We start from the raw sequence: 25,478 nt of genomic DNA, 5'->3' as shown, positions 1-25,478 counted from the left end.
GTTATGAGCTACTCAGAATTACAGGTAACAAGCAATTTCAGCTTTCTCCGGGGTGCTTCTCATCCAGAAGAACTGGTGCAACATGCGGCCGAATTGGGTTATACAAAAGTTGCTATTACCGACAGAAATACATTGGCAGGGATTGTCCGCGCACATGTGGCTGCAAAAGCTAAAGGAATAACTTTAATCCCTGCCTGCAGATTAGATCTGATGGATGGTCCGCCTTTATTGGCTTATCCTACAAACCGTGAAGCGTACAGCAGGCTTTCGGCATTACTGAGCAAAGGCAACTTACGTGCAGAAAAAGGAGAATGCATTTTGTATAAAGAGGATGTGTTTGAACATGCTGAGGGTCTTAAATTAATTGTTATCCCACCTGCTGCTCTTAATGAAACGTTCCACTTTGATCCTTCTTTTGAACAGCAACTAAAAGAATATAACAAGGCTTTTGAAGACAACCTCTACATCGCTGCTATGCGGTCGTATCAGGGAGATGATAACAAAAAACTTTTCCGGCTGTCACAATTATCCGAACAACTGCAAATACCGTTGGTAGCAACTAATGATGTGCATTATCATAGTTTAGAGCGAAGAGAACTCCAGGATATTTTAACCTGCGTCCGCGAAAAATGCACTATTCACAATGCCGGCTTTAGGCTTCATCAAAATGCAGAAAGGTACATGAAGCCGATAGATGAAATGCAACGACTTTTCAGGCAGTATCCTGATGCCATCGCACGTACACAAGAAATTGCTGAAGCCTGCCAGTTTTCGCTTAGCGAACTAAAATATGTTTATCCTGATGAAATCACTACGGAAGGGCGTACACCGCAGGAGGAATTGGTCATGCTCGCATGGCAGGGCGCAAAAGAGAAGTTTGGTAAAGACATGAAGCCAGAGATCAGAGAACAGATCGAATATGAACTGGAGTTTATGGAGCGAAAGAACTATGCTTCTTACTTCCTGACTGTTTATGATCTTGTGCGATTTGCCAGAGAGCGTAACATCTTATGCCAGGGCCGTGGATCTGCGGCTAACTCTACGGTCTGCTTTTGTTTAGGAATTACGTCAGTTAACCCTACCGAAATTAAACTCCTTTTTGCCCGCTTTATGTCTGATGCCCGCGACGAGCCACCTGATATTGATGTAGACTTCGAGCATGAACGGCGTGAAGAGGTAATGCAATACATCTATACTAAATATGGCCGCGACCGTGCTGCTGTGGTTGCTACTGTTACCCAGCTCCATTTTAAAGGTGCCGTTAGAGATGTAGGGAAAGCTATGGGCTTGTCTGTGGATACGATTAGTCGCCTTTCCGCCTCGGTCTGGAGCTCTTACGAAGCTTTTGATGAGAAACTGCTGGCTGAACAGGGGTTTAATTCCCGCGACCCTCATTTACGAAAGGTACTTGAACTCACCAGCCAGATGATTGGTTTCCCACGACAGTTAGGACAACATACCGGCGGTTTTGTGATCACTCAAGGCAAACTTTCCGATCTGTGCCCTATTCTGAATGCACGAATGGAAGATCGTACGAATATAGAATGGAACAAAGACGACATCGAGGCCCTAGGATTTTTAAAGGTGGATGTTCTTGCATTGGGGATGCTGACCTGCATCCGCAAAGCTTTTGATCTTGCAAAGAAGCATTATGATCAGGATCTAACACTCGCCAATATTCCCCAGAAGGATCCAAAGGTTTATGAAATGATCAGTCATGCCGATACAATCGGTGTTTTCCAGATTGAAAGCAGGGCACAAATGTCGATGCTTCCAAGGTTAAAGCCAAACTGCTTTTACGACTTGGTTATTGAAGTAGCAATAGTGCGACCGGGCCCTATACAGGGCGACATGGTACATCCTTACCTGCGCCGAAGAAATGGGGAAGAACCAATAGAATATCCATCTAAAGAGTTAGAAGATATTCTTGGAAGAACTTTAGGCGTTCCTCTCTTCCAGGAACAAGCCATGGAAATAGCTATCGTAGCAGCGGGTTTTACACCCTCAGAAGCTGATGAACTGCGACGAAGCATGGCAACCTTTAAAGCGAAAGGTTTGGTTAGCCAGTTCGAAAAGAAGCTGGTTGATGGCATGATGGCAAAAGGTTATAAGGAAGATTTTGCCAGACGCGTTTTCAAGCAGTTAGAGGGTTTCGGCAGTTATGGCTTTCCTGAAAGTCATGCAGCTAGTTTTGCATTGCTGGTGTATGTTTCTTCATGGATTAAATACCATTATCCTGATGTGTTTGCAGCCGCACTGCTTAACAGCATGCCAATGGGCTTTTACCAGCCTGCGCAGATTGTTATCGATGCACGAAAACATGGAGTTGAGTTTATGCCTGTAGATATCAATTTCTCTTATTGGGATAATACCTTAGAAGAGAAAACAGACCGGTATTATACCGTCCGTCTTGGCTTCCGGCAGGTAAAAGGATTGAAAGCGGAAGACATGGAAGCATTGGTCAATGCACGGACAGCAGGATATAAGAGCATCGTGGCCTTAATGGATATTGGAATTTCACAATCCACTCTGCAAATACTGGCCGATGCGGATGCCTTTCGATCCATAGGCCTTGATCGCCGCCAGGCCCTATGGGAAGTTTCGGCTTTATACGACCGACCCATTGCATTATTCGAGGGACAAGCATCGGAAAGTACTACTGAAACGCAGATCAGTCTTCCCTTAATGACAGAAGGTGAACATGTTATTCAGGATTATGCAGCCCTGTCCTTATCGTTAAAGGCACACCCTTTAAGTTTTATCCGCGAGAAGCTAAAACTATTGCATATTATCTCCGCACAGGAACTTGGTACAATCAAAGACGGAACGCTTGTGAAAATTGCGGGTTTAATATTAGTACGTCAACGTCCGGGGACAGCAAACGGCATTTGCTTCATTACCATTGAGGATGAAACCGGCTCCGCTAACCTGGTAGTTTTTCAGAAACTCTTTGATCAATACAGGAAAGAGATTCTTGGCTCCAGGCTATTAATGGTAGAAGGAAGAGTACAAATTGAAGGGAAAGTGATCCACGTGATTGTTCAGCGGTGCTTTAATTTAAATGGGATGCTAAAAGGAATTAAACAGGCAGAAGATCTTGCTGTATTAGCGCTGCCACGCGCTGATGAAAATACTGCTTTTCCGGCAGAGAATAAGATGATCCCACTAAGAGAGGCTGTAGATAACGAGATATTCCCAAAAGCGAGGAATTTTAAATAATGTTGTTGATGCTGTTTTCTTTCTAAGGCCGCCATTTTTTTCAAAAACAAACGCAAAATTTGTTACTTTTGCAACCTTCCAAAGGAGAGATGTCAGAGTGGTCGAATGAGCCAGCTTGGAAAGCTGGTATACTCGCAAGGGTATCCAGGGTTCGAATCCCTGTCTCTCCGCCAGAATAAAAAAGTCTTTTACATTCAAGTAAAGGACTTTTTATTGACAATTGTATCCCTTAAACTATCCAAACAACATTAAGTAACTTATCTGTTAAGCTCTGCATATCCTTACCTCTTTATGTAAATTTACTTCTACTCAAGTATTTAACCTATGCGATTGAACATAAATGGCAAAGCCCATGAAGTTGCTGTCGAAGCCGGTGTTGACTTATTGAGCGTTTTGCGCGATTATCTCGACCTAACAGGAAGTAAATACGGCTGCGGAGAAGGTTCTTGCGGAGCTTGTACGGTGCATATTGACGGAAAGCCTGTTCGTTCATGTGTAATCCCTGCTGCTTCGGTAACGAGGAAATCCATTACTACTATTGAAGGTCTTGAAGTCAATGGTTCGCTCCATACAGTGCAGCAAGCATTCTTAAAAGCCGATCCCTTTCAGTGTTCATATTGTGCCTCGGGGATGATAATGTCGGCAGCTGCTCTGCTTAAAACCAATCCTTCGCCAAGCGAAGAGGAAATTATCACGGCCATGAACGGTAACATCTGTCGCTGTGGAACCTATCCCAATATTATAAAAGCTATTCAACTAGCCTCGGCAAATAAATAATCAGCGATGGAACCTTTGGAAGAAAAACAAGAGCCGAATCTACTTATTGACCGCCGTAAATTTTTCAAACTTCTTGGCGGTGGTTTGGCGGTTGCCTTTGTACTGGAGGATATTTTCGCACTTGCCGGAGAATCTGTTACACCAACCTCCGCTCTCCCCGCTAACCAGGTAGGGGCATGGATACATATTTCTGAAGATGGAACTATCAGCGTGTTTACCGGAAAAGTTGAAGTGGGACAAAATATTCGCACTTCGCTTTCGCAATTAGTTGCCGAAGAGCTGCATGTGCCGCTTGATTCGATAAAAATGATCATGGGAGATACGGACCTGGTTCCCTACGATGCAGGAACTTTCGGTAGCCGAAGCACACCTCAAATGGGAACCCAGCTTCGCAAGGCCGCCGCAACAGCGCGTCAGGCCTTGCTTGATATGGCTGCCAAAAATTGGAAAACCGACTCAAAAACACTGAAAACTGAAGCTGGGTTTATTTCAGATTCAAATGGAAAAAAGATCAGCTTCGGCCAGTTAACCCAAGGTCAGCAAATAATCTTACCAATTGCTGATCAGGTTTCATTATCATCCAGCAAAGACTGGAAAATAGCCGGAAAGACAATCCCAAAAGTCAATGGACGCTCTTTTATCACGGGTAGCCACAAATATGTATCAGACATGAAGCTGCCTGAGATGTTGCATGGCAAAATCCTTAGAGCTCCTTCTTATGAGGCAAAATTAGTGGATGTCGATCTTGCGGCGGCAAAAGCTATGGCTGGTGTTATTGTGGTACAGGAAGGAGATTTTGTAGGAGTTGCAGCCAGTACCGTACACCTTGCAGAGAAAGCGTTGCAATCGATTAAAGCCAAATGGGAAGAATCGGAGCAACCTTCGCGGTCGGAAATATTTGATTATCTGGTAAAAAATGCCAGAAATGGCAAAAAAGAGGCCAATGCAGATATTGTGCAGAGCATGGCTTCTGCCGAACTTAAACACAGCGCGAAATACAATATCGACTATATTGCTCATGTACCTCTCGAACCACGTGCTGGCTTGGCACAATGGACAGATGGCAAACTAACGGTTTGGACCGGAACCCAACGGCCTTTCGGAGTAAAACAAGATTTGGTGAACGCATTGAACCTGCCGCCAGACAAGGTGAGGGTGATAATGCCCGACACTGGCTCCGGATACGGCGGAAAGCACAGTGCAGAAGCAGCTCTGGAAGCAGCCCGATTAGCAAAAGCAGCCAAGAAACCGGTAAAGGTGGTATGGACCAGAAAAGAAGAGTTTACCTGGGCTTACTTCCGTCCGGCAGGAGTTATAGAAGTAAATGCCGGCTTTAAAAAAGATGGAAGTATCAATGCCTGGAAATTTGACAACTATAATTCCGGAAACGCAGGAATAAATACGCAGTATAGAATTGCCAATCAGCAAAACTCCTACATTCCCTCAAAAACACCGTTAAAACAAGGCTCATATCGCGGGCTGGCCTCTACAGCAAATGTTTTTGCACGTGAATCGCATATTGCGGATATGGCCCGGATGGTTGATATTGACCAGCTTGAGTTTCGATTAAAAAACACTGACAACGACCGCCTCAAAGCAGTTCTAACAGCAGCTGCCAAATCGTTTAACTGGAGTTCGAAGCCCCCGGCCGGACGAGGCTATGGCATAGCCTGCGGCTTTGAAAAAGGCGGCTACGTAGCCACTTGTGCAGAGGTAGAAGTTTTAGCAAATAAGTCTGTGAAAATTATCCGCCTGACCGAGGCTTTCGAATGTGGAGCAATCGTTAATCCGCATCATCTGGAGAATCAGATTCTGGGTGGTATTGTTCAAGGCTTGGGCGGTGCCTTGTTCGAAGCCATTGATTTTGAGAAAGGGAAAATCCTTAATCCAAGCCTGTCAGCCTACCGGGTTCCACGTTTTAAAGACATGCCTAAGATAGAAATGGTAATGCTTAACCGTACGGATTTACCTTCGGCGGGTGCAGGAGAAGCGCCCATCGTGGGTGTGGCACCTGCCATTCGAAATGCCATCCTTGACGCAACCGGCACTGGTTTAACGGTGCTACCCTTACTTCCTACAGGCAAATTAGCATAGCATCTTTATTGTCCTATTTCTTATCGCCTATGAATACCCGTTTTTGGAATTTATCCATTGCAAAGAGCTTCGGAGTAGGCATCAAAGTTGGCCAATCATCCCCAGTCATATACAGCGGTTTGATATTGAGTAAAGAAGCACCCTTATGTGCCCGGGTATAGGCGTGATACACCATATAAGTAGTATCGCCTTCGGCAAAAATACCATTATGGCCACGCCCGGGCTCAGCCTCGTCGCCGGCCAGGAAAACAGTGTAATTGTTGTCTACCCAACTCTTTCCTTCCCTATTCAGATAAGGACCTGCAATATCTTTTGAGCGTCCCATCACTATTTGATAAGTACTCTCGTTCCCGGCGCAACATCTGCCCCTCGAAGCGAATATATAATAATATTCCGGACCTTTTACCAGAAACACGCCTTCGCCCAGGCTGGAAGTGAGCGTTATCAGTTTGGGGTTCTCATCGAAAAGCTTGCCTGTTTTTGGATTAAGTTCAACCAGTCGCAAACCCGATTTATACGAACCATAGAGCAGCCAGACCTTGCCGTTTTTTTCGACAAAGATATTGGGGTCAATCACATTTACGCCCTCTCCCCCGTTTTTGAAACTTATCACCTGGCCATGATCCTCCCATTTGTACTTAGGATCATTTTTATCCAGGGTGGTGTTAGTGGCATAACCGATGCTGGAATTGAAATTCATCCAGGCCGACACAGAATAGTATAAATGATATTTTCCGTCGCGGTAGTGAATATCGGGAGCCCAGATGTGGCCGTTATGATCAGGAATATCGTTTTTCCACCAAGGTAATCCCGGATTACGTGGAAAAACTCCCGGCGCGTTGGCCCAGTTTATTTTATCTTTAGAAGTTTTAACCGAGATCCCTGTCCCAAACACATAATAAGTATCGCCCCGCTTAATCATTACAGGATCATGCACTCCGAGGTTTCCCTTTAAGCCGTTGTTTTCTATTATGCTATCCTTTCTTTGCTGTGCAACAAGATCATTTCGAAAGAAAAAGCAAAAAACAATCAGGGAAGTTTTAAGAAGGTTCATAATAGTACGGTTGAAGCTTAAAAGTAACATTAACCAATATAAATTACAAACCGTAACGACAATGTGGAACAGGAGATTAAAACACCGCCTTCGTCCAGTTCATCGGGCTAACTTTACTAAGCTCGCCTCGCAAATCAGTCTCAAGCAAAGCAGAAATACGATCATATGTAAATCCCCGCCCTAACAGAAACATTAACTTGGTAACAGCCGCTTCGTAAGTCATATCAAAGCCACTAACCACCCCCATGCTTTTTAAATCGCGACTGGTTTCATAGCGTCCTAACTCCACGGTTCCCACTTTACACTGCGAGATATCCAGAATCACTTTTCCTCCTTTTATCGCCGTTTGAAGGCAATCGAGGAACCATTTGTCGGTGGTGGTATTTCCTGCTCCAAAAGATTCCAGAATAATTGCATCTGTGGCCGACGCCACAATAGCCCCCACCGTTTCACTACTAATACCGGGGTAGAGCTTGAGTACTGCAATGGAGTTATTTAATCTTTTATGAACCCTGAAAACACATTCATCACATTTTCGAATTACATTATCATTAAATCGCAGATGCACGCCGGCCTCTGCCAATACAGGGTAATTGGGAGAACGGAAAGCTTCAAACTTTGCCGAATTATATTTAAACGAGCGGTTGCCGCGAAATAACTGAAAATCAAAATAAATACACACCTCTGGCACACGGGCCTTCCCGCTGGCTGTTTTTGCCGAGGCAATCTCAAGGGCCGTAATTAAATTTTCTTTGGCATCTGTTCGGATCTCCCCGATAGGCAATTGTGAGCCGGTGAAGATTACAGGCTTATTAAGGCCTTCGAGCATAAAACTTAATGCCGATGCCGTAAAAGCCATGGTATCGGAGCCATGAAGAATTACAAAGCCATCGTATGCCTCGTAGTTCTTTTCTATAAGTTCGGCCAGTTCGATCCAGATGGCGGGAGACATATTCGACGAGTCGATAATCTCATCAAAAGAATGGACGGTGATCTGATAAGGGAGGCGCTGTAATTCGGGAACATTTTCGGTGATGTGCTCAAAATCTAAGGGCTTTAACACACCAGTTATTTTGTCCTGAACCATCCCAATAGTTCCGCCGGTGTAAATAATTAAAACCTTAGTCATTCCCAAACTCAAATATTGTCTAAAGATATAAAAGGAAAGGCGTTGTCAAACTCCAAAAATGTTTTTTGAATTTTCTGTGGTAATCGCAGCCACCTCATCTATCGAAACACGCTTAACATCCGCAACCTTCTGAGCAATGTATGTAAGATAACTGCTTTCATTCGGCTTCCCCCGAAATGGCACGGGCGTTAAGTACGGTGAATCTGTTTCAAGAACGATATTTTTGAGGTCTAATTGTTCAAGCACATTATCTAAACCCGAATTTTTATAGGTAACTACACCGCCAATGCCCAGATAGAAACCCAGGTCGATTACTTTATCTGCCTGCTCTTTTGTCCCGGTGAAACAATGGAATATTCCCCTCAACGTTTTGTCCTTTTGAGATAGAAGCACCTCATACACTTCATCAAAGGCATCCCGACAGTGGATTACGATGGGCAAATTCAATTCTTTCGCCCAAGCAATCTGTAAGCGGAAAGCCTCCTGCTGAATAGCCAATGTCGACTTATCCCAATAAAGATCTATCCCAATTTCGCCTATGGCATATATTTTCGTCTGTGATATTGCCTTCTCAATTATTTCGAGCTCACTTTTATAGCCCTCTTTCACATCACAGGGATGTAAACCGAGCATGGCAAAACAATTATCAGGGTATTCCGACACTAATTCTGTTACCATACCTATTGAGTCCGAATCCACATTGGGAAGAAAAATACGGCTAACCTGGCTTTCAAGGCAGCGTTGCATCAGAGAGTTTCTCTTTTCGGGATCTCGTTCGTAATAAAGATGTGTGTGTGTGTCGGTAAGAATCATTGAACTATATTAAATTAACACAGACAGCGTTCAAAACGCTGTCTGTGTTTAGAGACGATTAAGACAAATACTTTCCAACTATCGGCATCCTTCTTCCCATCCCGAATGCTTTTGGAGACACCCTCAGGATTGGCGGAGTCTGATATCTTTTAAACTCAGCTTTATTCACCATGGCAATAACCTTTCTCACCAATTGCTCGTCAAAACCCTGAGCTATAATATCGCGGGAGCTTTTCTTTAATTCAATATACTGAAACAGCAATTTATCCAGCACATCATACTCGGGCAAGCTGTCGCTATCCTTCTGATCAGGGCGCAGCTCTGCAGATGGCGGTTTGACAATACTGTTTTGCGGAATGATTTCGCGTTCGCGATTAATAAAATTAGCTAGTTGGTATACCTGAGTTTTATATACATCACCGAGTACCCCGATTGCGCCGGCCATGTCTCCGTAAAGTGTTCCGTATCCAACTGCACATTCGCTCTTGTTGGAAGTATTTAAAAGAATGTATCCGAACTTATTCGAGAATGCCATCACAATAACGGCGCGACAACGAGCCTGGATATTCTCTTCGGCGACATTGAATGGCAATCCCTCAAATACCGGTGCGAGCATCGATTCGAAGGCGTCGGCTGCATCTTTAATTGCTATTATCTCATGTTTACAACCAAGGTTTTGTACCAGGTCTAAAGCGTCCTGAACGGAGTGCCCGGTAGAATACTTAGAAGGCATTAACACTGCCATCACATTTTGGGGCCCAAGCGCTTCTGCCGCCAGGGCGCAAACCAAGGCAGAGTCGATTCCGCCCGATAGGCCCAATACTGCTTTGCTGAAACCTGATTTATGGAAGTAATCTCTGATTCCCAGGATAAGTGCCTGGTGAATTTGCTCAATATCCGGAAGTGGATTATGCTCCTTTTTTTCGAGTCCGGTAATGGCTGTTCCGTCAAACTCGTAAACTCTGAGATCCTCTTCAAAGTAATTCAGTTGATCAAGCATTTCCCCCTGGGCGTTAAAAACCAGTGAGCCGCCATCAAATATTATCTCTGTTTGAGAACCTACCTGGTTTACATACAACAACGGTAACTGATACTTTTTGCAATTGTCGCTTAAGATTTTATACCGGTTATCATCATGATTGTATGAAAAAGGAGAAGCGGCGATATTTATCATAAAATCCGGACTCTCTTTAACCAACTCATCCATAGGAGCCGAGATATACAGCGGATTATCGTTGATATTCCATAGATCTTCGCAGATGGTCAGCGCAATTTTCCTTCCCTGAAATTCTATACACGAGAAACTTACGGAAGGCTCGAAATAACGGTATTCATCAAACACATCGTAAGTAGGCAACAGGGCTTTATTTACCACCTGAGTGATCTTTCCGCCTTCTATAAAATATGCCGAGTTAAATAAGTCTTTGCCCTCTATTCTCGGATTTTTAGTAGGCGCGCCAATAATACAGGCGATATCCGTGCAAGCGGCGGCAATTTCTTCAATCGAATGATCGCATAATTCGACAAACTCCGTAAACTCCAGAAAATCCCTGGGAGGATACCCGCAAACCGCCAACTCGGCAAAAACTACCAGATCTGCACCTTTTAGTTTCGCATCTCCTATAGCTGCAATAATTTTTTTTGTATTTGACTCGAAATTACCGATGTGATAATTAAGTTGTGCCAGTGCTATCTTCATAACTTATCCGCTCATTAAAAAAACATCCCCAGATGTAAAGTGACAAAAGGATTTTTTGAATCGAATTCTTTAAAGGTTTTCGTAAATCCGTTGTTAAAGGTAACGCCTGTAAGAGCACTTAGGTTTCTGCCAACCTTCCATTCTGCACCGCCGCCAGCGATCAGTCCCAAACGAAAATTGTTTACGGCCGATGAAATTGATATATTATCTCCCTCCTGTCCATCCATTTTGGCCGAAACATTTATACCTGTACTAAGTCCGAACTGTCCATAAAACCTCCCCATTTCAGAAGGGTTACTTTTCAGTTTTAAAGACAAGGGCACTTCAATGTATTGTAACTTGAAAATATCGTCGGCCTGTGTAACGGTGTTATGAGCTTCACTTTTCAATGATGTTAAGGTGAAGGCCGTCGAGAAAAAATAATTTTTTGCAAATCCAAAATCAGCTAAAACGCCGTATGAAAAACCTGCTTTTCCTCCGCTCGATTCCAAAGCGCCTTCATTTGTCAGCCAGCTAAACGTCGGAGACAACGTAAATCCCAATTGAAAACTATTTTCCGTTTCCTGCGCGATACAAAAAACCGGGCTTAATAAAATTGCGAGCATTAATCTGTATCTCATAGTTCAAATTTATAATGTGTGTCTGGTGTTTTTGCTATTTTCGCTTTATACACAAAGATGGATACAAAAAGCACTTTTCAAAAGTACCTGTTTTTTTTAATTGCTCTGGTTCTATTTGCCTGTAAGGACGAAAAAGACGTTGATGTAAGCCATATCGACCTTGATATCAAAATTCAAAGGTTCGACAAGGAAATAAGTGCACTCACGCCACAAAACATGTCGTCGCGACTTCCGGCTATGGAAAAAACATACGGCATCTTTTACCATGACTATATGGAGAATATCCTTGGGGTAGGCAGAACCAACGACAAAAGCTATTATCAAAATCTGATAACGGTGATATCCGACACAGACTTTAATGCCTTAAAACAAGAAGTTGCTGCGAAATTCCCGGATATGCAGAAGCAGGAAGAAGAACTTACTGATGCATTTAAGCATGTTAAATACTACTATCCTAAACAAAATATCCCGAGGCTAATGAGCTTTTTTTCGGGATTCTCGTATCAAACTATTATTGGAAACAATTATATAGGACTTGGGCTGGATATGTTTTTAGGCGCCGATTCAAAGTTTTATCCGGCACTTCGAGGCAGCATCCCGGCATATCTTTCCAGACGCTTCACTCCGGAAAATATTACACCAAGAGTGATGGAGGCTTATATCAGAGAGGAGCTTTTTCCCGAGCCCGATCAAAGCACTTCCCTAATGCAAAAAATGGTGCATAATGGAAAGGTGTTGTTTTTAATGGATGCACTGATGCCAAAAGTAGCAGACTCTCTTAAGATTGGCTATACTTCAGCTCAAATGAAATGGGCAGAAGAATATGAAGCCGGGATTTGGGGATATTTTCTTGAACAGAATCTGCTGTATGAAACCGATTATATGAAGTTTCAGAAATATCTTACCGAGGCTCCTTTTACCCCTGGCATAGGAAACAAAAACGAATCGGCACCGAAGCTGGCTGTTTTCACAGGATGGAAAATTGTTAAGGAATACATGGATAAAAACCCGTCGGTTACATTACAGGACCTAATGGCGGATAATGACTTTCAAAAAATCCTCGACAAATCGAAATACCGGCCAGACTAATTTAAACTCGACAAGGCCTTTATTGTAGATTTCCCATCGGTCCCCATGTTACCTGAATAAATACGTCCATTCGGAAACTGGCCCAGGGGGCGCCCGGCTGTACCATTCCTAAGCCTGTCCATAATTACCACCATGTCGTTCTGAGGGTTAACTAGACTACCGCCAGCCTTACTGAGAACAGACACGTAACCCGGCTTCCGCTTGTCGGAAATCTGTGGTTTCTTACCGCTTTCCAGATAAGATAATACCAAATTGCCACCGTTTCCATTATCGTAGTGCCGGTTAGCTACCTTGGCATCCTCTCCCGATACATCTATAAAAAGGCTTTTTAGTTGCGCAAAGTTTATAAGCAACTCTATATTGGTGCCATTATTCTTGCTGTCGTTACCGGAGATAAGACAATCTTTTCCAATAACTGCATGCTTTACCAGCAATTTAACCTGCTTTTTGGCATAAAATACTAGCCGTGCCTTGTCTTTCATTATGAGTGTGTCGATAATGAAAGATGCGGAAGAATCTCCCTGAGTGAAATGAAAGGTTTTCTTTGAATCGACTATCACCTTTCCGATACTGATAGGCTGCCCTGCAGAGAGCAAAGGCAGAAATGGAAGAAGATATAAGATTAGTCGTTTCATTATATCTTAAACGTAATGATTAAGGTTCTAGTCTGCTACAGAAAAAAGCGGATGCTTTCTGCAAGCACCTTCATCAACCTATTTCAAAATAGCCAATACTGCTTTAAGACAAATAATAACGCCTATAACCAGGATGATATTTGAAAGCATATCTACAAAAGTCCAGGGAGCAATAAAACGCAGCACTGCACCTAAAACAGTTACAAAAACACCAATGGCCATTAAAGTATAATGAGCTGGATTGTTAGCATTTTCTGAGTTCTTGCTTTTGTTATACGTCTCGATCGGATTTTCCATTTCTAAATTTTATCCGGCGAAATTACGAATCATAATCAATACTAAAAAGGCTTTTAAGCTTTTAAAAACTTTTGCCAAAAATGATTGGTTAATCAAAAAAGCACAATATGGCAAAGTATTCAAAAAAAGCAGGCGAAAAGGTTGAAGAAGCCATGCACGAAATGAAAGAAGGAAAATTAAAAACCGGAACAGGAAAGAAGGTGACCTCAAAAAAACAAGCTGTAGCGATCGGTTTGTCCGAAGCCCGGGAAGCAGGCGCAAAGGTTCCAAAGAAAAAATAACTAGCCCCCCCGAGAAGCAAACTCAACAACAGGCATGTCTTCCCGATGCCTAAACCAGGATCAGGTCTTCCAGATGCATATTAATATAATTCATCTCGTCGGCAGACAGATGAATGTCGGCAGCTTTGGCATTCTGAACAGCTTGTTCCGCATTTCTGGCTCCTGCCAAGGCAATGGTAATACCAGGCTTTTCAATGGTCCACTTCAGCACCAGTTGCCCCAGGCTTACTCCTTTGTCTTTAGCCAGATGCTTTATCTTATCTAAAAAGGTATTTACCTGAACAATATTTTCCGGCGAAAAAGACCGGTTGGCCGAACGGTGATCCCCTTCTGAAAAAATATGTCCGGGCTTGATCTTTCCGGTGAGCAGTCCGCGTTCCATGGGGCTGTAAGCCAGAATAGATTTTTTATTTGCGATACAATACGGAACAACCACTTCTTCAATTTTACGGTTCACCATGCTATAATGCACCTGGTTAGAAACAATTGCCACTGTCCTCTCTGCTTCCTGCATTTGATCAGCAGTGTAATTGCATACGCCGGCATATCGAACCTTTCCTTGCTGAATCAGAAGTTCCACGGCCTCCATTGTCTCATCGATAGGCGTAGTTGGATCGTTCCAGTGTATCTGGTATAAATCAATGTAATCAGTACCCAAAAGCCTAAGGCTGGTTTCACACTCTTTCAAAACTGCCTCTCGACCTGCGTATTTGTAAATGTTAATATCTTTACCCTGATTGTTCTTACTCTTAAAGTAAAACTCTCCACTGTTATTTTCCCACTGCAAACCAAACTTGGTCAGTATCTGTACTTTGTCTCGCTGTAAGCCTTTTATCGCCTCGCCTACTATCTCTTCACTCAGGCCCTGGCCATATACGGGGGCAGTGTCTATAGATGTCACTCCCTGATGATAGGCTTCACGTATCGCGTCTATTGACTCTGCGCGCTCTGTCCCGCCCCACATCCAGCCACCTGCAGCCCAGGCACCAAAGGTTATCACCGATAGCTCCAAATCCGATTCGCCAAGTTTTCTGTATTCCATAAAAAAGTTCTTATAGGTGAAACAGGAGTATTCTTATTAAGTTTATTTTCTGTTATTAAATCCGGCAAGTTCCACTTGTAGAGCCGCAGGTCTGTCCCGAAACAGCCATCCAGAACTCCGGCAAAATAAAAAAGTCCCGACTATTTTCATAATCAGGACTTTTTCAAGATTTTATTCAAAGACTTTTATCCGCCTGTCAAAGCTGCTGCGCCACTCACAATTTCGGTAAGCTCTGTAGTAATAGCCGCCTGACGAGCTTGGTTGTATGAAAGCTTTAATGCTTTCAACAGGTCACCGGCATTTTCAGTTGCTTTATCCATAGCCGTCATACGGGCCCCATGTTCAGAAGCATGCGAATCTAAGATAGCTTTGTATAACTGGATTTTAACCGACTTAGGTATTAACTCGTTTACAATTTCCTCTTGTGATGGCTCCAAAATGTAATCAGTTTTAGAAGCACCTTCATCAACTTGTACTGTACGTGGCAAAGGCAGCAACTGCTCAGCTACAAGAATCTGCATGGCAGCGTTCTTAAACTGATTATAAACAACTTCTACCCTATCGTAATCCCCACTCGCAAAACCCTTCATAATAGCTTCAGAAATTACAGAAGCATTTTCGAAAGTTAAAGAGGTATATAATTCGTTATTGTTGCCAATTACATTATACTTCCTTTTCTCATAAAAGTCCTGGCTCTTCTTCCCGATTGCTACAATGCTTACATTACCTTTGCTCAATTGCTCAGAATATTTTTCAGCAATTAACTGGTTAGCAGTTTTAATAACATTCGCATTAAAAGCTCCTGCTAAACCACGGTTAGAAGACACCACCACAATCAGAACTTTGTTGGGTTCACGCTCCTGAATAAAAGGAGAGCTGGATTCTTCCAGGCTTGCAGAAAGATTAGAAAGGATATCTCTAAGCTTATTTGCATATGGACGTAACTGAATAATCGCATTTGTAGCCCTCTTCAACTTAGCAGCCGAAACCATTTTCATGGCTTTGGTAATCTGCTGCGTTGAGCTTACCGATGAGATTCTATTTCTTACTTCTTTTAAATTAGCCATATTTTAATTTAGATGTGAGATGTGAGATACGAGATGTGAGACTTATGTCCCTTTCCTCATATCTCATATCTAATGTCTCATATCTCTCTTAGTACTTTCCAGCAAGATCCTTAGCAACGCTTTCCAATACAGAAGTGATGCTGTCATCAAGTTTACCAGCTTTCAAAGCCTGTAAAACTTCTGGATTACGAGCTTCCAACTGATTCAGGTATTCTTTTTCGAACTCCCTCACTTTGTCAACCGGAACCTGACGTAATAATCCTTTAGTTCCGATATAAATAATGGCAACCTGCTTTTCTACTGGTACTGGTGAAAACTGTGCTTGCTTCAAGATCTCCACGTTACGTGAACCTTTATCCAGTACAGCTTTAGTTGCAGCATCTAAATCCGATCCGAATTTAGAGAAAGCCTCAAGCTCGCGGTATTGTGCCTGCTCAAGTTTTAACGTACCCGCAACTTTTTTCATCGACTTGATCTGAGCGTTACCACCCACACGAGATACCGAAATACCTACGTTAATTGCCGGACGAACACCTGCGTTAAACAAGTTCGACTCAAGGAAGATCTGACCGTCAGTAATCGAGATCACGTTTGTCGGAATATACGCCGATACGTCACCAGCCTGAGTTTCGATAATTGGAAGCGCTGTCAATGAACCGCCACCTTTTACTAAATGTCTGATAGACTCAGGCAAATCGTTCATATTTTTAGCGATCGCATCAGAAGCATTGATCTTAGCAGCACGCTCTAATAAACGGCTGTGAAGATAGAACACGTCTCCAGGATAAGCCTCACGGCCCGGTGGACGACGAAGCAATAGAGATACTTCACGATAAGCAACCGCCTGCTTCGATAAATCATCATAGATGATCAATGCCGGACGTCCGGTGTCACGGAAGTACTCACCAATCGCAGCACCCGCAAACGGAGCAAAGAACTGCATTGGAGCAGGGTCGGCAGCAGACGCCGCAACTACCACCGAATATGGCATTGCACCATTCTCTTCAAGCGTGCGAACAATCTGAGCTACTGTAGAGCTTTTCTGTCCAACAGCAACATATATACAATAAACCGGCTGACCAGCTTCGTAAAATTCTTTTTGGTTAATGATGGTATCGATACAAACCGCTGTTTTACCAGTCTGACGGTCACCAATTACCAACTCACGCTGTCCACGGCCAACAGGAATCATCGCATCAATAGCTTTGATACCAGTCTGCAATGGCTCAGTTACCGGCTGGCGATAGATAACACCCGGAGCTTTACGCTCGATCGGCATATCAAATGTTTCACCAGTGATAGGACCTTTACCATCAATTGGCTGTCCAAGTGTGTTTACTACACGGCCAAGCATTCCTTCACCAACTTGCAGCGAAGCAATTTTTCTTGTACGTTTAATCGTATCACCCTCTTTAATCTCACTATAATCTCCCAGCAATACAACACCTACGTTGTCTTCTTCAAGGTTTAATACGATTCCCTGTAAACCGTTCTCAAATTCAACCAGCTCGCCCGATTGAACCTGGGTAAGGCCGTAAACACGAGCAATACCGTCACCTACTTGTAACACGGTACCAACTTCTTCTAGTTCAGCCTCTGATTTAAAGCCCGACAACTGCTGACGCAATATTGCCGATACTTCATCTGGTCTTACCTCTACCATAGTTTTATTTATGAGTTTTTGTTGTAAATCTTTGTTCTGTTCTCTTTTGTCAATTCAGTCCTGCTTTCCGTTCCAAGCCGCTCCGCGGGCTTTCCCCTTCAATCAGGTTTAGCTTTCAGGGTTTATCTCGCTTCGGTTAAAAAACCTACTGAGCAAATTCCTTCTTTAATTTAGTTAAGCTACTGGCGATACTGGTATCAACCTGTTTATCGCCAACTTTCAACACAAACCCGCCTATTAATTCGGGGTCGATATTGGTTTCCAATACAATCTTTTTATTAGTCGCTTCGATCACCAGGCTAACAATCTTACTTTTCTGCTCTTCTGTAAGCGGAGCTGCAGAAGTTACCACTGCCGTAAGCACACCTTGGCGTCTGTTATATTCGTTCATAAATTCCTTCGCTGTAGCGTAAAGAATTTCTGCGCGGCCTTTGGCCACCACGATATTAAAGAACGACAATACCACCTTACTCGAGTTAGGTCCGAAAAGCTGGCTAAGAATAGCCTTCTTTTTATCGATACCAATTATCGGATTTTTAAGAACGGCCTGCAGCTGCGAACTTTGGCGGGTAACATTCACGAACGACTCTATATCCGCTTTTACCGCTTCTAAAGAATTTTGCTCTTCAGCAAGGTCTATTAATGATTTGGCGTAGCGCGATGCTACTTGTATTTCAGACATAGTATAAAGTCAAAAATCAAAATTCAAAAACCTGCGAATCCAGGCTTTAGTTTAATTTAACATCTTGCAGCAAGTCAGAAACCAAGGCTTCCTGTTTGCTCTTATCAGCCATTTGCTGGCGTAAAACTTTTTCGGCAATCTGTAACGAAAGTTCAGCAACCTGACCTTTAATCTCAGCTACCGCTGCTGCTTTTTGTGAATCAATTTCAGCCTGCGCTTTTTCAAGCATTTTCGCACCTTCAGCCTGTGCAGTTGATTTTGCTTCGGCTATCATTTTATCTTTAAGCTCTTTTGCTTCCTTTAAGATAAGATCGCGTTCCGCACGCGCTTCTTTCAACAACGCGTCGTTTTCGCTTATCAGGCTTTGCATTTCCTCTTTAGCCATTCGGGCAGACTCAAGAGCGTTTTCTATCGAGCGCTCACGCTCATGGATAGCACCTAATATTGGTTTCCAGGCAAACGTTTTTAATAAAATTAAAAGAAGCAAAAACGCTACCGTTGCCCAAACCACAAATCCTAAATGGTGATTTAAAATACCTTCGAACAATTCTTCCATTTTAATATAATCTATCTTCGAGAAGCTTAACTATCAATTAAACTCCAGGGTTATTCAAATTAAATTCAATAACAAGAGCCGGAGGAAGACCAATCGTCTGCCTCCGGGCTCTGAATTCTTATTGTGGGTTATTACCCAACAATGCAACTACCACACCGAATAAAGCAACACCTTCTACAAGGGCTGCAGCGATGATCATAGCTGTTTGAATTTTTGAAGCAGCTTCTGGCTGACGAGAAATACCTTCCATAGCTTTTCCACCAACCTGACCGATACCGATACCAGCACCGATAACTGCTAAACCTGCACCTATTGCAGCGATTGAACCTACCATAATTGTTTAATTTATATAGTTAAAAATGAGACTAATGATGTGCATGCTCGTCAACCGCTGTTCCAATGAACAAAGCTGTAAGCATGGTAAAAATAAACGCCTGCAGAAACGCAACCAGCAACTCCAAAACATCCATGAATAACACGAAAGCTACAGATACCGGCGCTATTGCCAACGACTTAAAAATAAAGATCAACGAAATTAAGCTGAGTACGATAATGTGTCCCGCTGAGATGTTAGCGTATAAACGAATCATCAACGCAAAAGGCTTAGAGATTACACCAATGATTTCTACCGGAATCATAATCGGGTACAACCACCATGGTACGTCTGGCAATAAGATATGCTTCCAGTAATATTTGTTTCCGTTCAGGTTAGTTACCAGCAAAGTGATAAAAGCCAGAACAAAAGTCATAAAGATATTACCGGTTACGTTCGCCCCTCCCGGGAATAACGGAAATAGTCCAAGCAAGTTATTTATCCATATAAAAAAGAACATGGTTAATAACAGAGGCATAAACTTATTGTACTTATAACCAATGTTTGGTTTGGCAATCTCGTCGCGTACAAATAGAATAACAGGTTCAATTAGCGATTGGAAACCTTTTGGAGCCATACCTTCGCGCTTTTTGTAAGCCCTTGAAACAGAAGTAAATATTAGAATCAACAAAATAACAGCAAGCCAGATAGCCGCAACATTTTTTGTTATGGAAAAATCATATACATTAGACGAGGCCGATTTGTCAATTTCGCCACCACTGTTTACCGCAAAGATCTTGTCTTCTATAAGCTTATAAGTATAGTGCTTCCCCTGATATGCCTGCTCGCCATGATGAAATTGAGAAGAAGAAAAAACCTCCGCACCTTTATCTGTAAAAAGAATAACAGGAAGAGGTAAAGAAGTGTGCCCCCACAAATGCCAATAATGCGAATCGGCAATGTGTTCCATAATAGCTGAGGTTGGATCGAACTTTTCGTGCTCTCCATCCCCTTCAGTATGTTCCGTACCTGCTATATGTGCATCACTTTCAACAGTTGAAGAAAAAGTAGTATCAGCAAGCGTGTGAGGTGCCGCTTCCTGAGCTCGCGACGAGACATTCAGGCTAACAAAAACTAAAATAAACGCTAAAACAGCACTAAATCTAATTTTTTTTGAATTCAAAATGTGGGTAAACGTCATTTATTTCGAGTTTTTTCCGTTTTATTTTGGTGGCGCAAGTTACGCAACAGTGCATAAACTTCAAAGGACGTGAATAAGAAATATAAAGAAAAAAATTCGAGGGCAAAAAACAGGCTATTTACCCTGAATTTCAGCAAGTAAACCGCAACAAACATCATACTAAAAAGCAGCTTAATTACTATGGCCGACATAATAATATAAACAGAGTTTTCGCCCCCATTTTTGATTCCAAAAACAGATATTCCGTAGGCAATAATTGTCAACCCAGATAAAAAACCAAAAATCACCCAAAATTTAGGAACTAAAATAACATCATCGGCATTTTTATGTTCAAAAAACCACGCAACAAGCCCTGAAACCACCACCAAACATGAAAAAATTGCAATAAAATGCTTCCAACTCACGACTTAATCCTCCTTATTGAACGAATAATAAGATACAAGGCAATAAAAACGCCCGCCAAACTCAGAAAAGCAGTCGCTAAAGGCGTTTTCGCTTGCCGCCGCTCGTCGATCTTATATCCGGCGTAAGTGAATACTCCGATCACCAGAAACATCTGAAAACCCATAGCAGAATATTTGGCGTAGCTATTAAGTAAGCCCTTGCGTGCAGGAATTGGTTTACCTTTTTCTGGTTCGTTATCAGACATACGCTTAGATGAATAATTTTCAAAAGTAGTACTTTTATCGTTCATACATTAATATGTATAGTAATGATTGACAGCAGAGCAGTAAGCGGGCAAATAGTAGATATTATCAATAAAAGGATTTACCCGGGAACGGTAACCATTATTAATGGGCACATAAATAACATTGCAGAAAGTAGTCAGGCCACCGATCAGTACATCCTGCCAGGCTTCATCGACGCGCATGTACATATAGAGAGCTCCATGCTGGTGCCCTCCGAATTTGCCCGGATGGCCGTTGTTCATGGCACCGTAGCTACAATTTCTGACCCCCATGAAATCGCCAACGTATGCGGCATTGAGGGCGTGAACTTCATGATTAAAAACGGTGAACAAGTGCCTTTCAAGTTCTATTTCGGTGCTCCGTCTTGCGTTCCTGCCACGACCTTCGAAACCGCCGGAGCTGAAATTTCGGTCGACGAAGTTGAAGAACTCTTAAAATCAGACAAAATAAAGTATCTGGCCGAAATGATGAACTGGCCGGGAGTATTATTCAACGATCCGCTTGTTTATGAAAAAATAAAAATAGCTCAGAAATACAACAAACCCGTCGACGGTCATGCACCTGGCCTAAGGGGCGAAAAGGCTGCTCAATACATTGCCGCAGGCATCAGTACAGATCATGAATGTTTCACCAGGGAAGAAGCACTCAACAAATTAGAACTTGGAATGAAAATCCTAATCAGAGAAGGAAGCGCAGCAAAGAACTTTGATGCGCTGATCGACCTGCTGAACGACCATGAGGATTCTGTCATGTTCTGTTCTGACGATAAACATCCCGATAGTCTGTTACTTGGACATATCAATCAGCTCGTCAAAAGAGCTCTTGACGGAGGTGTTGATTTATTCAAAGCATTGAAGGCGGCTTGCATAAATCCGGCTAAGCATTATAAACTTGATGTGGGCCTATTAAAAGAAGGCGATTCTGCGGATTTTATTGTAGTAGACAACCTTGATGACTTCAACATTAAAGAGACCTATATAAATGGCTGCCTGGTTGCTTCTGATGGAGAATCGCTTATCAAACCCCTGAACGCGGAGGCTATTAATAATTTCAACTGCAATCCGATTGAGCCGACAGAAATTAAAGTAAACGCTTCGGGCTCCAGAATAGCGGTCATAGAGGCCCTCGATGGACAGCTGATCACAAACAGGCTTGAAGTCGACGCGTTTATAAAAGATGGCTTTATTGAATCGGACTCCGACAATGATATATTAAAAATCATTGTAAAAAATCGTTATAAAGACGCCCCTCCTGCTGTTGCATTTATTAAGAACTTCGGACTTAAGAACGGCGCTATTGCGTCTTCCATAGCCCACGATTCGCATAATATTATATCCGTAGGCACTTCCGACGAGTTAATTACAAAGGCCGTCAACCATATTATATCTTGTAAAGGGGGAATATCAGCGGTATCTGATACAGAAGCCAAGGTTTTGCCTTTGCCAGTGGGCGGGATTATGACTACAAAAAACGGACACGAAGTTGCAGATCTGTACACATCCATAGATCTGTTCGCGAAGCAGCTGGGATGTAAATTGTCTTCACCCTTTATGAGTCTGTCTTTTATGGCACTCCTGGTGATTCCCTCGTTAAAACTTAGCGATCTCGGCCTTTTTGACGGGGAAAAGTTTGAGTTTACGAAGCTAGAATGTTCTGAATAAAACCCGTCAATAGTTTATATTTGGAAGATTATTAAACAAGCTTAAAGACATAACCAGCCTGAGATAATAATTTTGCAAAGAGCTTGTTAATGTATTAAGTCAAATTAAATCCGGCCTTGAAATCAAAATTTCTATCAATTTTCATCTGCGCCTTTCTTGGTTTAACCGGAATATACACGAGTTGTATTTCCCCAAAAGATTCGGTCGCCAGTCGTGGAATGCAAAACCTCACTGCAAAGTATAATGTCATCTATAATGCCAATATCCTTTTGTCTCAAAGTATAAGAAACATTGAGAGCGGTTATATTGATAATTATGCTCAGTTGTTAACCATTTATAAGGAGCCTTCAGAAAGTCTATCGGCCGGAGAGGTTACCAACCTCGATTCTATCATCAAAAAAGCCACAGTTATAGTCAACGAAAAACTGCATAGTCATTACGTTGACGATGCATACCTGCTTGTGGCGAAAGCAAATTACTTAAAATCGCAGTTTTTTAATGCCGCCGAATATTTTAGCTATTTAAAGGAGAACTACCCACAGGAACACGATATTCGTCAGGAATCTCTGGTTTGGAAGGCCCGCGCGTTGTTACAATTAGAAAACATCGCAGAAGCATCCAATACAGTAGACACTGCATTGAAATATATCGAAACTTCCAGGAAGACACGGGCAGAAGTTTACGCCACACAGGCACAACTTCTGATTACGACAGGAAAAGAGAACGAGGCCATTAATGCATTAAAAAACGCTCTTGACGCAGGAAGCAGCAAGCAAAATGAAATTCGCTGGAGATACATTCTTGCTCAGCTTCAGGACGAAAGAGGACAATATACCGATGCTTATAACAACTTTACCGCTGTTGTAAAGAGCAATGCCCCATTTGAAATGGCATTCAATGCTAATTTGAACCGGATTCGGATTGAGGATGAACAAAGCGGGAAAGATGTAGACCGAATCACGCGCCTGAAATCTTTACTGAGACAGGATAAGAACAAAGACTTTACAGACCAGATCTATTATCATATTGCAAATATTCACTTTGAGAACAATCAGATTGAAGAAGCTATCGATAATTATAATAACTCTATCCGGAGCAGTACTACGAATCTGAATCAAAAGGGCATCACATACCTCAAGCTTGCCGATTTTTACTTCGACAACGCCGACTACGTGAGGGCTAAAGCTTACTATGACAGCACAGTCAGCACACTCTCTCCAAAATATCCGGGCTACGATCTGATCAGAAAGAAAGGCAGCAATCTAGACCTGCTGGCTAAGCGCTACCAAATTATTGCGAGAGAAGATACCTTGCAAACGCTTGCGCGTTTAACAGATGCGCAGCGTGAAGAACGCATCGGAGAAATCGTACGCCAGCAAACCGAACGAGCCTTAAATCAGGTAAACCAGCAAACACCCGTAAACAACCTCATTGCAGGTATTGATAACGCGGCTGCCGCGAGTTCGACAGAAGGCAAATTTTATTTCAACAATACCGCAGCTATCGGACAAGGATTCTCAGACTTTAAACGTCGCTGGGGAAACAGACGCCTCGAAGACAACTGGCGCCGGGTTTCGAAAACGGCTGCAGAAAGCACTCAGAGCATGTCTACGGATCCGGATGTACCGATCGGGGCCACCCTCACCGCAGGCACGAATACGCTTGACCCTGAGGTTATCCGTCAGAATTATTTAAATAACCTGCCTTTAACAGAGCCCTTAATGCAGTTGTCCAATCAGCGCGTAGCAGAAGCCTATTACGACATCGGTAATTTTTACAAAGATGAACTGAGAGACGACAAAACCGCCATCAGAACATACGAAGACCTTTTAAAGCACTCGCCTCAAAGCTCTTATACCTTACCTGTATACTACAATTTGTACAGGCTTTACCAACCCGGGAATATGGAAAGATCAAACATGTACAAGGAATTGATTCTTTCTAAATTTCCGGATTCACCTTTTGCTAAAGCTATTCGCGATCCTAACTACTCTCGTGAAGAGGATGAAAAAGAGCGTGCGCTTAATACAGCTTACAATCATGTATTCGGCTTGTACTCAGAACAGAAATACCCTGAAGTATTAAGCGGTATTAAAAGGATAGAAGAGCTCTACAGTAATAATAAGTTATCTCCGCAATTAGCTTACCTCAATACGCTGGCCGTGGGCCACACTCAAAAATTACCGGCGTTTGAGAATGCGCTTAATCAGTTAATTACCGCTTATCCAAACGACTCTTTAATAACTCCACTGGCCAGAGAACATTTACAATATATTGAGGCAAATCGCTTGATGCTGGCTGCAAGGAATACTGCGTTACTGAACTTCGACCCGAACAGGCCATCCTTTGTGGAGGAGCCCGAAGTTCAGCAAGCGCAGCGGACTGCTATTCAAACCAACCCGGTACAAACGGCTACTCCGCAACAGAACACACCGCAAGCAAACGCCACCGCACAACAGAACACAGCAGCCGGTCCGGAAACGAACACTCCGGCAGCTCAATCGGCAAATATTCCCGCTGCCACTTCAAGCAGCCCGTTTAGTTTACCCGGTGCGGCCGAATATTACCTTGTGATTAACGTAACCGACCCGCGTCCAAATTTGAGTTCCTCCCGCTTTGGAATTGGGCAGTTCAATAGAACCCGTTATCAGGGAGTACCCCTGCGACACCAGTTACAGGAGGTAAATAATGAAAATCAGTTAATTTTCATTGGAACTTTTCAGACCTTTGAGGAGGCGAAATCGTACGAAAATACGATAAGTCCGGTTTTGAAAGATATTATGAAGGTTCCTGCAGATCAATATACTACCTTCGTTATCACCAAAGAAAGCCTGGAAAAACTAAAAAACAGGCAATTAATAGATTCATATACTGAGTTTTATAAGTCCAGCAACTAA

The 25,478-nt window shown here is 42.8% G+C and carries 23 protein-coding genes and 1 tRNA gene; 8 read left to right on the top strand and 16 right to left on the bottom strand.

Features of this window, described 5'->3' with window-relative positions; genetic code table 11:
- The first annotated feature begins 3 nt into the window (after positions 1 to 3).
- The 4 genes from J3P43_RS05430 (at position 4) to J3P43_RS05415 (ending at position 6,090) form a co-directional block, all read left to right on the top strand.
- Complete coding sequence (locus J3P43_RS05430; RefSeq protein ID WP_255900030.1) at positions 4 to 3,219, top strand: error-prone DNA polymerase; 3,216 nt, start codon at positions 4 to 6, stop codon at positions 3,217 to 3,219.
- Positions 3,220 to 3,302: 83 nt separating this feature from the next.
- Positions 3,303 to 3,392: transfer RNA gene (locus J3P43_RS05425), tRNA-Ser, on the top strand.
- Between the two features lie 151 nt (positions 3,393 to 3,543).
- Positions 3,544 to 3,996, top strand: coding sequence for a (2Fe-2S)-binding protein (locus J3P43_RS05420; RefSeq protein WP_255900028.1), 453 nt, complete (start codon positions 3,544 to 3,546; stop codon positions 3,994 to 3,996).
- Positions 3,997 to 4,002: 6 nt separating this feature from the next.
- The gene (locus J3P43_RS05415; protein WP_255900026.1) at positions 4,003 to 6,090 is read left to right on the top strand and encodes a xanthine dehydrogenase family protein molybdopterin-binding subunit; all 2,088 of its coding nucleotides are present in this window, start codon (positions 4,003 to 4,005) and stop codon (positions 6,088 to 6,090) included.
- Positions 6,091 to 6,103: 13 nt separating this feature from the next.
- Here J3P43_RS05415 and J3P43_RS05410 read toward each other — a convergent pair whose 3' ends face one another.
- The 5 genes from J3P43_RS05410 to J3P43_RS05390 form a co-directional block, all read right to left on the bottom strand.
- Positions 6,104 to 7,144, bottom strand: a complete 1,041-nt coding sequence (locus tag J3P43_RS05410; RefSeq protein WP_255900024.1) for an arabinan endo-1,5-alpha-L-arabinosidase — start codon at positions 7,142 to 7,144, stop codon at positions 6,104 to 6,106.
- A gap of 76 nt (positions 7,145 to 7,220) precedes the next feature.
- The gene (locus J3P43_RS05405) at positions 7,221 to 8,273 is read right to left on the bottom strand and encodes an asparaginase (RefSeq protein ID WP_255900022.1); all 1,053 of its coding nucleotides are present in this window, start codon (positions 8,271 to 8,273) and stop codon (positions 7,221 to 7,223) included.
- Positions 8,274 to 8,318: 45 nt separating this feature from the next.
- A complete protein-coding gene (locus tag J3P43_RS05400) occupies positions 8,319 to 9,086 on the bottom strand; it encodes a TatD family hydrolase (RefSeq protein WP_255900020.1) in 768 nt (255 codons plus the stop codon).
- Positions 9,087 to 9,144: 58 nt separating this feature from the next.
- Positions 9,145 to 10,785 carry an NAD+ synthase gene (locus tag J3P43_RS05395; RefSeq protein WP_255900018.1) on the bottom strand — a complete coding sequence of 547 codons (1,641 nt, stop codon included), beginning with the start codon at positions 10,783 to 10,785 and terminating at the stop codon, positions 9,145 to 9,147.
- A 14-nt stretch (positions 10,786 to 10,799) separates the two neighbouring features.
- On the bottom strand, positions 10,800 to 11,405 hold the full coding sequence (locus J3P43_RS05390; RefSeq protein ID WP_255900016.1) for a porin family protein: 606 nt from the start codon (positions 11,403 to 11,405) through the stop codon (positions 10,800 to 10,802).
- 57 nt (positions 11,406 to 11,462) lie between these two features.
- On the opposite strand from J3P43_RS05390, the gene gldB reads away from it, so the two are divergent.
- Positions 11,463 to 12,494, top strand: coding sequence for a gliding motility lipoprotein GldB (gene gldB / locus J3P43_RS05385; protein ID WP_255900014.1), 1,032 nt, complete (start codon positions 11,463 to 11,465; stop codon positions 12,492 to 12,494).
- On the opposite strand, the gene J3P43_RS05380 is transcribed toward gldB, so the two are convergent.
- Both J3P43_RS05380 and J3P43_RS05375 read right to left on the bottom strand, forming a co-directional pair.
- A complete protein-coding gene (locus tag J3P43_RS05380) occupies positions 12,491 to 13,129 on the bottom strand; it encodes a hypothetical protein (RefSeq protein ID WP_255900012.1) in 639 nt (212 codons plus the stop codon). The two genes, gldB and J3P43_RS05380, sit on opposite strands and share 4 nt — an antisense overlap.
- A gap of 78 nt (positions 13,130 to 13,207) precedes the next feature.
- Positions 13,208 to 13,426: a hypothetical protein gene (locus J3P43_RS05375; protein WP_255900010.1), complete on the bottom strand. Its 219-nt coding sequence runs from the start codon at positions 13,424 to 13,426 to the stop codon at positions 13,208 to 13,210.
- A 107-nt stretch (positions 13,427 to 13,533) separates the two neighbouring features.
- Here J3P43_RS05375 and J3P43_RS05370 point away from each other — a divergent pair, with 107 nt between their 5' ends.
- A complete protein-coding gene (locus J3P43_RS05370; RefSeq protein ID WP_255900008.1) occupies positions 13,534 to 13,707 on the top strand; it encodes a DUF6496 domain-containing protein in 174 nt (57 codons plus the stop codon).
- A gap of 49 nt (positions 13,708 to 13,756) precedes the next feature.
- On the opposite strand, the gene J3P43_RS05365 is transcribed toward J3P43_RS05370, so the two are convergent.
- From J3P43_RS05365 to J3P43_RS05325, 9 genes are all read right to left on the bottom strand, one after another.
- Positions 13,757 to 14,749: an aldo/keto reductase gene (locus J3P43_RS05365; RefSeq protein ID WP_255900006.1), complete on the bottom strand. Its 993-nt coding sequence runs from the start codon at positions 14,747 to 14,749 to the stop codon at positions 13,757 to 13,759.
- Between the two features lie 185 nt (positions 14,750 to 14,934).
- On the bottom strand, positions 14,935 to 15,816 hold the full coding sequence (atpG, locus tag J3P43_RS05360) for an ATP synthase F1 subunit gamma (RefSeq protein ID WP_255900004.1): 882 nt from the start codon (positions 15,814 to 15,816) through the stop codon (positions 14,935 to 14,937).
- Between the two features lie 88 nt (positions 15,817 to 15,904).
- Positions 15,905 to 17,479, bottom strand: coding sequence for a F0F1 ATP synthase subunit alpha (gene atpA, locus J3P43_RS05355; RefSeq protein WP_255900002.1), 1,575 nt, complete (start codon positions 17,477 to 17,479; stop codon positions 15,905 to 15,907).
- 145 nt (positions 17,480 to 17,624) lie between these two features.
- Complete coding sequence (gene atpH, locus J3P43_RS05350; protein WP_255900000.1) at positions 17,625 to 18,161, bottom strand: ATP synthase F1 subunit delta; 537 nt, start codon at positions 18,159 to 18,161, stop codon at positions 17,625 to 17,627.
- A gap of 46 nt (positions 18,162 to 18,207) precedes the next feature.
- A complete protein-coding gene (locus J3P43_RS05345) occupies positions 18,208 to 18,717 on the bottom strand; it encodes a F0F1 ATP synthase subunit B (RefSeq protein ID WP_255899998.1) in 510 nt (169 codons plus the stop codon).
- Positions 18,718 to 18,835: 118 nt separating this feature from the next.
- Positions 18,836 to 19,051 carry an ATP synthase F0 subunit C gene (atpE, locus tag J3P43_RS05340; protein ID WP_255899995.1) on the bottom strand — a complete coding sequence of 72 codons (216 nt, stop codon included), beginning with the start codon at positions 19,049 to 19,051 and terminating at the stop codon, positions 18,836 to 18,838.
- Positions 19,052 to 19,082: 31 nt separating this feature from the next.
- A complete protein-coding gene (atpB, locus tag J3P43_RS05335) occupies positions 19,083 to 20,231 on the bottom strand; it encodes a F0F1 ATP synthase subunit A (protein WP_255899993.1) in 1,149 nt (382 codons plus the stop codon).
- Positions 20,228 to 20,635 (bottom strand): hypothetical protein, encoded by a 408-nt coding sequence (locus tag J3P43_RS05330; RefSeq protein ID WP_255899991.1) that lies wholly within the window; start codon positions 20,633 to 20,635, stop codon positions 20,228 to 20,230. The genes atpB and J3P43_RS05330 overlap by 4 nt, the downstream gene beginning before the upstream one ends.
- The gene (locus tag J3P43_RS05325; RefSeq protein ID WP_255899989.1) at positions 20,632 to 20,925 is read right to left on the bottom strand and encodes an AtpZ/AtpI family protein; all 294 of its coding nucleotides are present in this window, start codon (positions 20,923 to 20,925) and stop codon (positions 20,632 to 20,634) included. Before J3P43_RS05325 ends, J3P43_RS05330 begins: the two co-directional genes overlap by 4 nt.
- Positions 20,926 to 20,943: 18 nt before the next feature.
- On the opposite strand from J3P43_RS05325, the gene ade reads away from it, so the two are divergent.
- Together ade and porW are read left to right on the top strand one after the other, a co-directional pair.
- Entirely contained in the window at positions 20,944 to 22,581 is a 1,638-nt protein-coding gene (gene ade, locus J3P43_RS05320) for an adenine deaminase (protein ID WP_255899987.1), read from the top strand.
- Between the two features lie 116 nt (positions 22,582 to 22,697).
- Positions 22,698 to 25,478 (top strand): type IX secretion system periplasmic lipoprotein PorW/SprE, encoded by a 2,781-nt coding sequence (gene porW, locus J3P43_RS05315; RefSeq protein WP_255899985.1) that lies wholly within the window; start codon positions 22,698 to 22,700, stop codon positions 25,476 to 25,478.

The organism is Paradesertivirga mongoliensis, from assembly GCF_024436395.1.
GTDB lineage: Bacteria > Bacteroidota > Bacteroidia > Sphingobacteriales > Sphingobacteriaceae > Paradesertivirga > Paradesertivirga mongoliensis.
This window is presented reverse-complemented; position numbering and strand designations above follow the sequence as displayed.

Bases quoted from the DNA above. Each gene is read 5' to 3' on its own strand.
- atpH (WP_255900000.1), bottom strand. From the start codon at position 18,161: ATGTCTGAAATACAAGTAGCATCGCGCTACGCCAAATCATTAATAGAC.
- J3P43_RS05430 (WP_255900030.1), top strand. From the start codon at position 4: ATGAGCTACTCAGAATTACAGGTAACAAGCAATTTCAGCTTTCTCCGG.
- ade (WP_255899987.1), top strand. From the start codon at position 20,944: ATGATTGACAGCAGAGCAGTAAGCGGGCAAATAGTAGATATTATCAAT.
- J3P43_RS05415 (WP_255900026.1), top strand. From the start codon at position 4,003: ATGGAACCTTTGGAAGAAAAACAAGAGCCGAATCTACTTATTGACCGC.
- atpG (WP_255900004.1), bottom strand. From the start codon at position 15,816: ATGGCTAATTTAAAAGAAGTAAGAAATAGAATCTCATCGGTAAGCTCA.
- J3P43_RS05395 (WP_255900018.1), bottom strand. From the start codon at position 10,785: ATGAAGATAGCACTGGCACAACTTAATTATCACATCGGTAATTTCGAG.
- J3P43_RS05420 (WP_255900028.1), top strand. From the start codon at position 3,544: ATGCGATTGAACATAAATGGCAAAGCCCATGAAGTTGCTGTCGAAGCC.
- J3P43_RS05370 (WP_255900008.1), top strand. From the start codon at position 13,534: ATGGCAAAGTATTCAAAAAAAGCAGGCGAAAAGGTTGAAGAAGCCATG.
- J3P43_RS05365 (WP_255900006.1), bottom strand. From the start codon at position 14,749: ATGGAATACAGAAAACTTGGCGAATCGGATTTGGAGCTATCGGTGATA.
- atpE (WP_255899995.1), bottom strand. From the start codon at position 19,051: ATGGTAGGTTCAATCGCTGCAATAGGTGCAGGTTTAGCAGTTATCGGT.
- J3P43_RS05390 (WP_255900016.1), bottom strand. From the start codon at position 11,405: ATGAGATACAGATTAATGCTCGCAATTTTATTAAGCCCGGTTTTTTGT.
- atpA (WP_255900002.1), bottom strand. From the start codon at position 17,479: ATGGTAGAGGTAAGACCAGATGAAGTATCGGCAATATTGCGTCAGCAG.
- J3P43_RS05400 (WP_255900020.1), bottom strand. From the start codon at position 9,086: ATGATTCTTACCGACACACACACACATCTTTATTACGAACGAGATCCC.
- J3P43_RS05325 (WP_255899989.1), bottom strand. From the start codon at position 20,925: ATGAACGATAAAAGTACTACTTTTGAAAATTATTCATCTAAGCGTATG.
- J3P43_RS05410 (WP_255900024.1), bottom strand. From the start codon at position 7,144: ATGAACCTTCTTAAAACTTCCCTGATTGTTTTTTGCTTTTTCTTTCGA.
- J3P43_RS05375 (WP_255900010.1), bottom strand. From the start codon at position 13,426: ATGGAAAATCCGATCGAGACGTATAACAAAAGCAAGAACTCAGAAAAT.
- J3P43_RS05345 (WP_255899998.1), bottom strand. From the start codon at position 18,717: ATGGAAGAATTGTTCGAAGGTATTTTAAATCACCATTTAGGATTTGTG.
- gldB (WP_255900014.1), top strand. From the start codon at position 11,463: ATGGATACAAAAAGCACTTTTCAAAAGTACCTGTTTTTTTTAATTGCT.
- atpB (WP_255899993.1), bottom strand. From the start codon at position 20,231: ATGACGTTTACCCACATTTTGAATTCAAAAAAAATTAGATTTAGTGCT.
- J3P43_RS05405 (WP_255900022.1), bottom strand. From the start codon at position 8,273: ATGACTAAGGTTTTAATTATTTACACCGGCGGAACTATTGGGATGGTT.
- J3P43_RS05380 (WP_255900012.1), bottom strand. From the start codon at position 13,129: ATGAAACGACTAATCTTATATCTTCTTCCATTTCTGCCTTTGCTCTCT.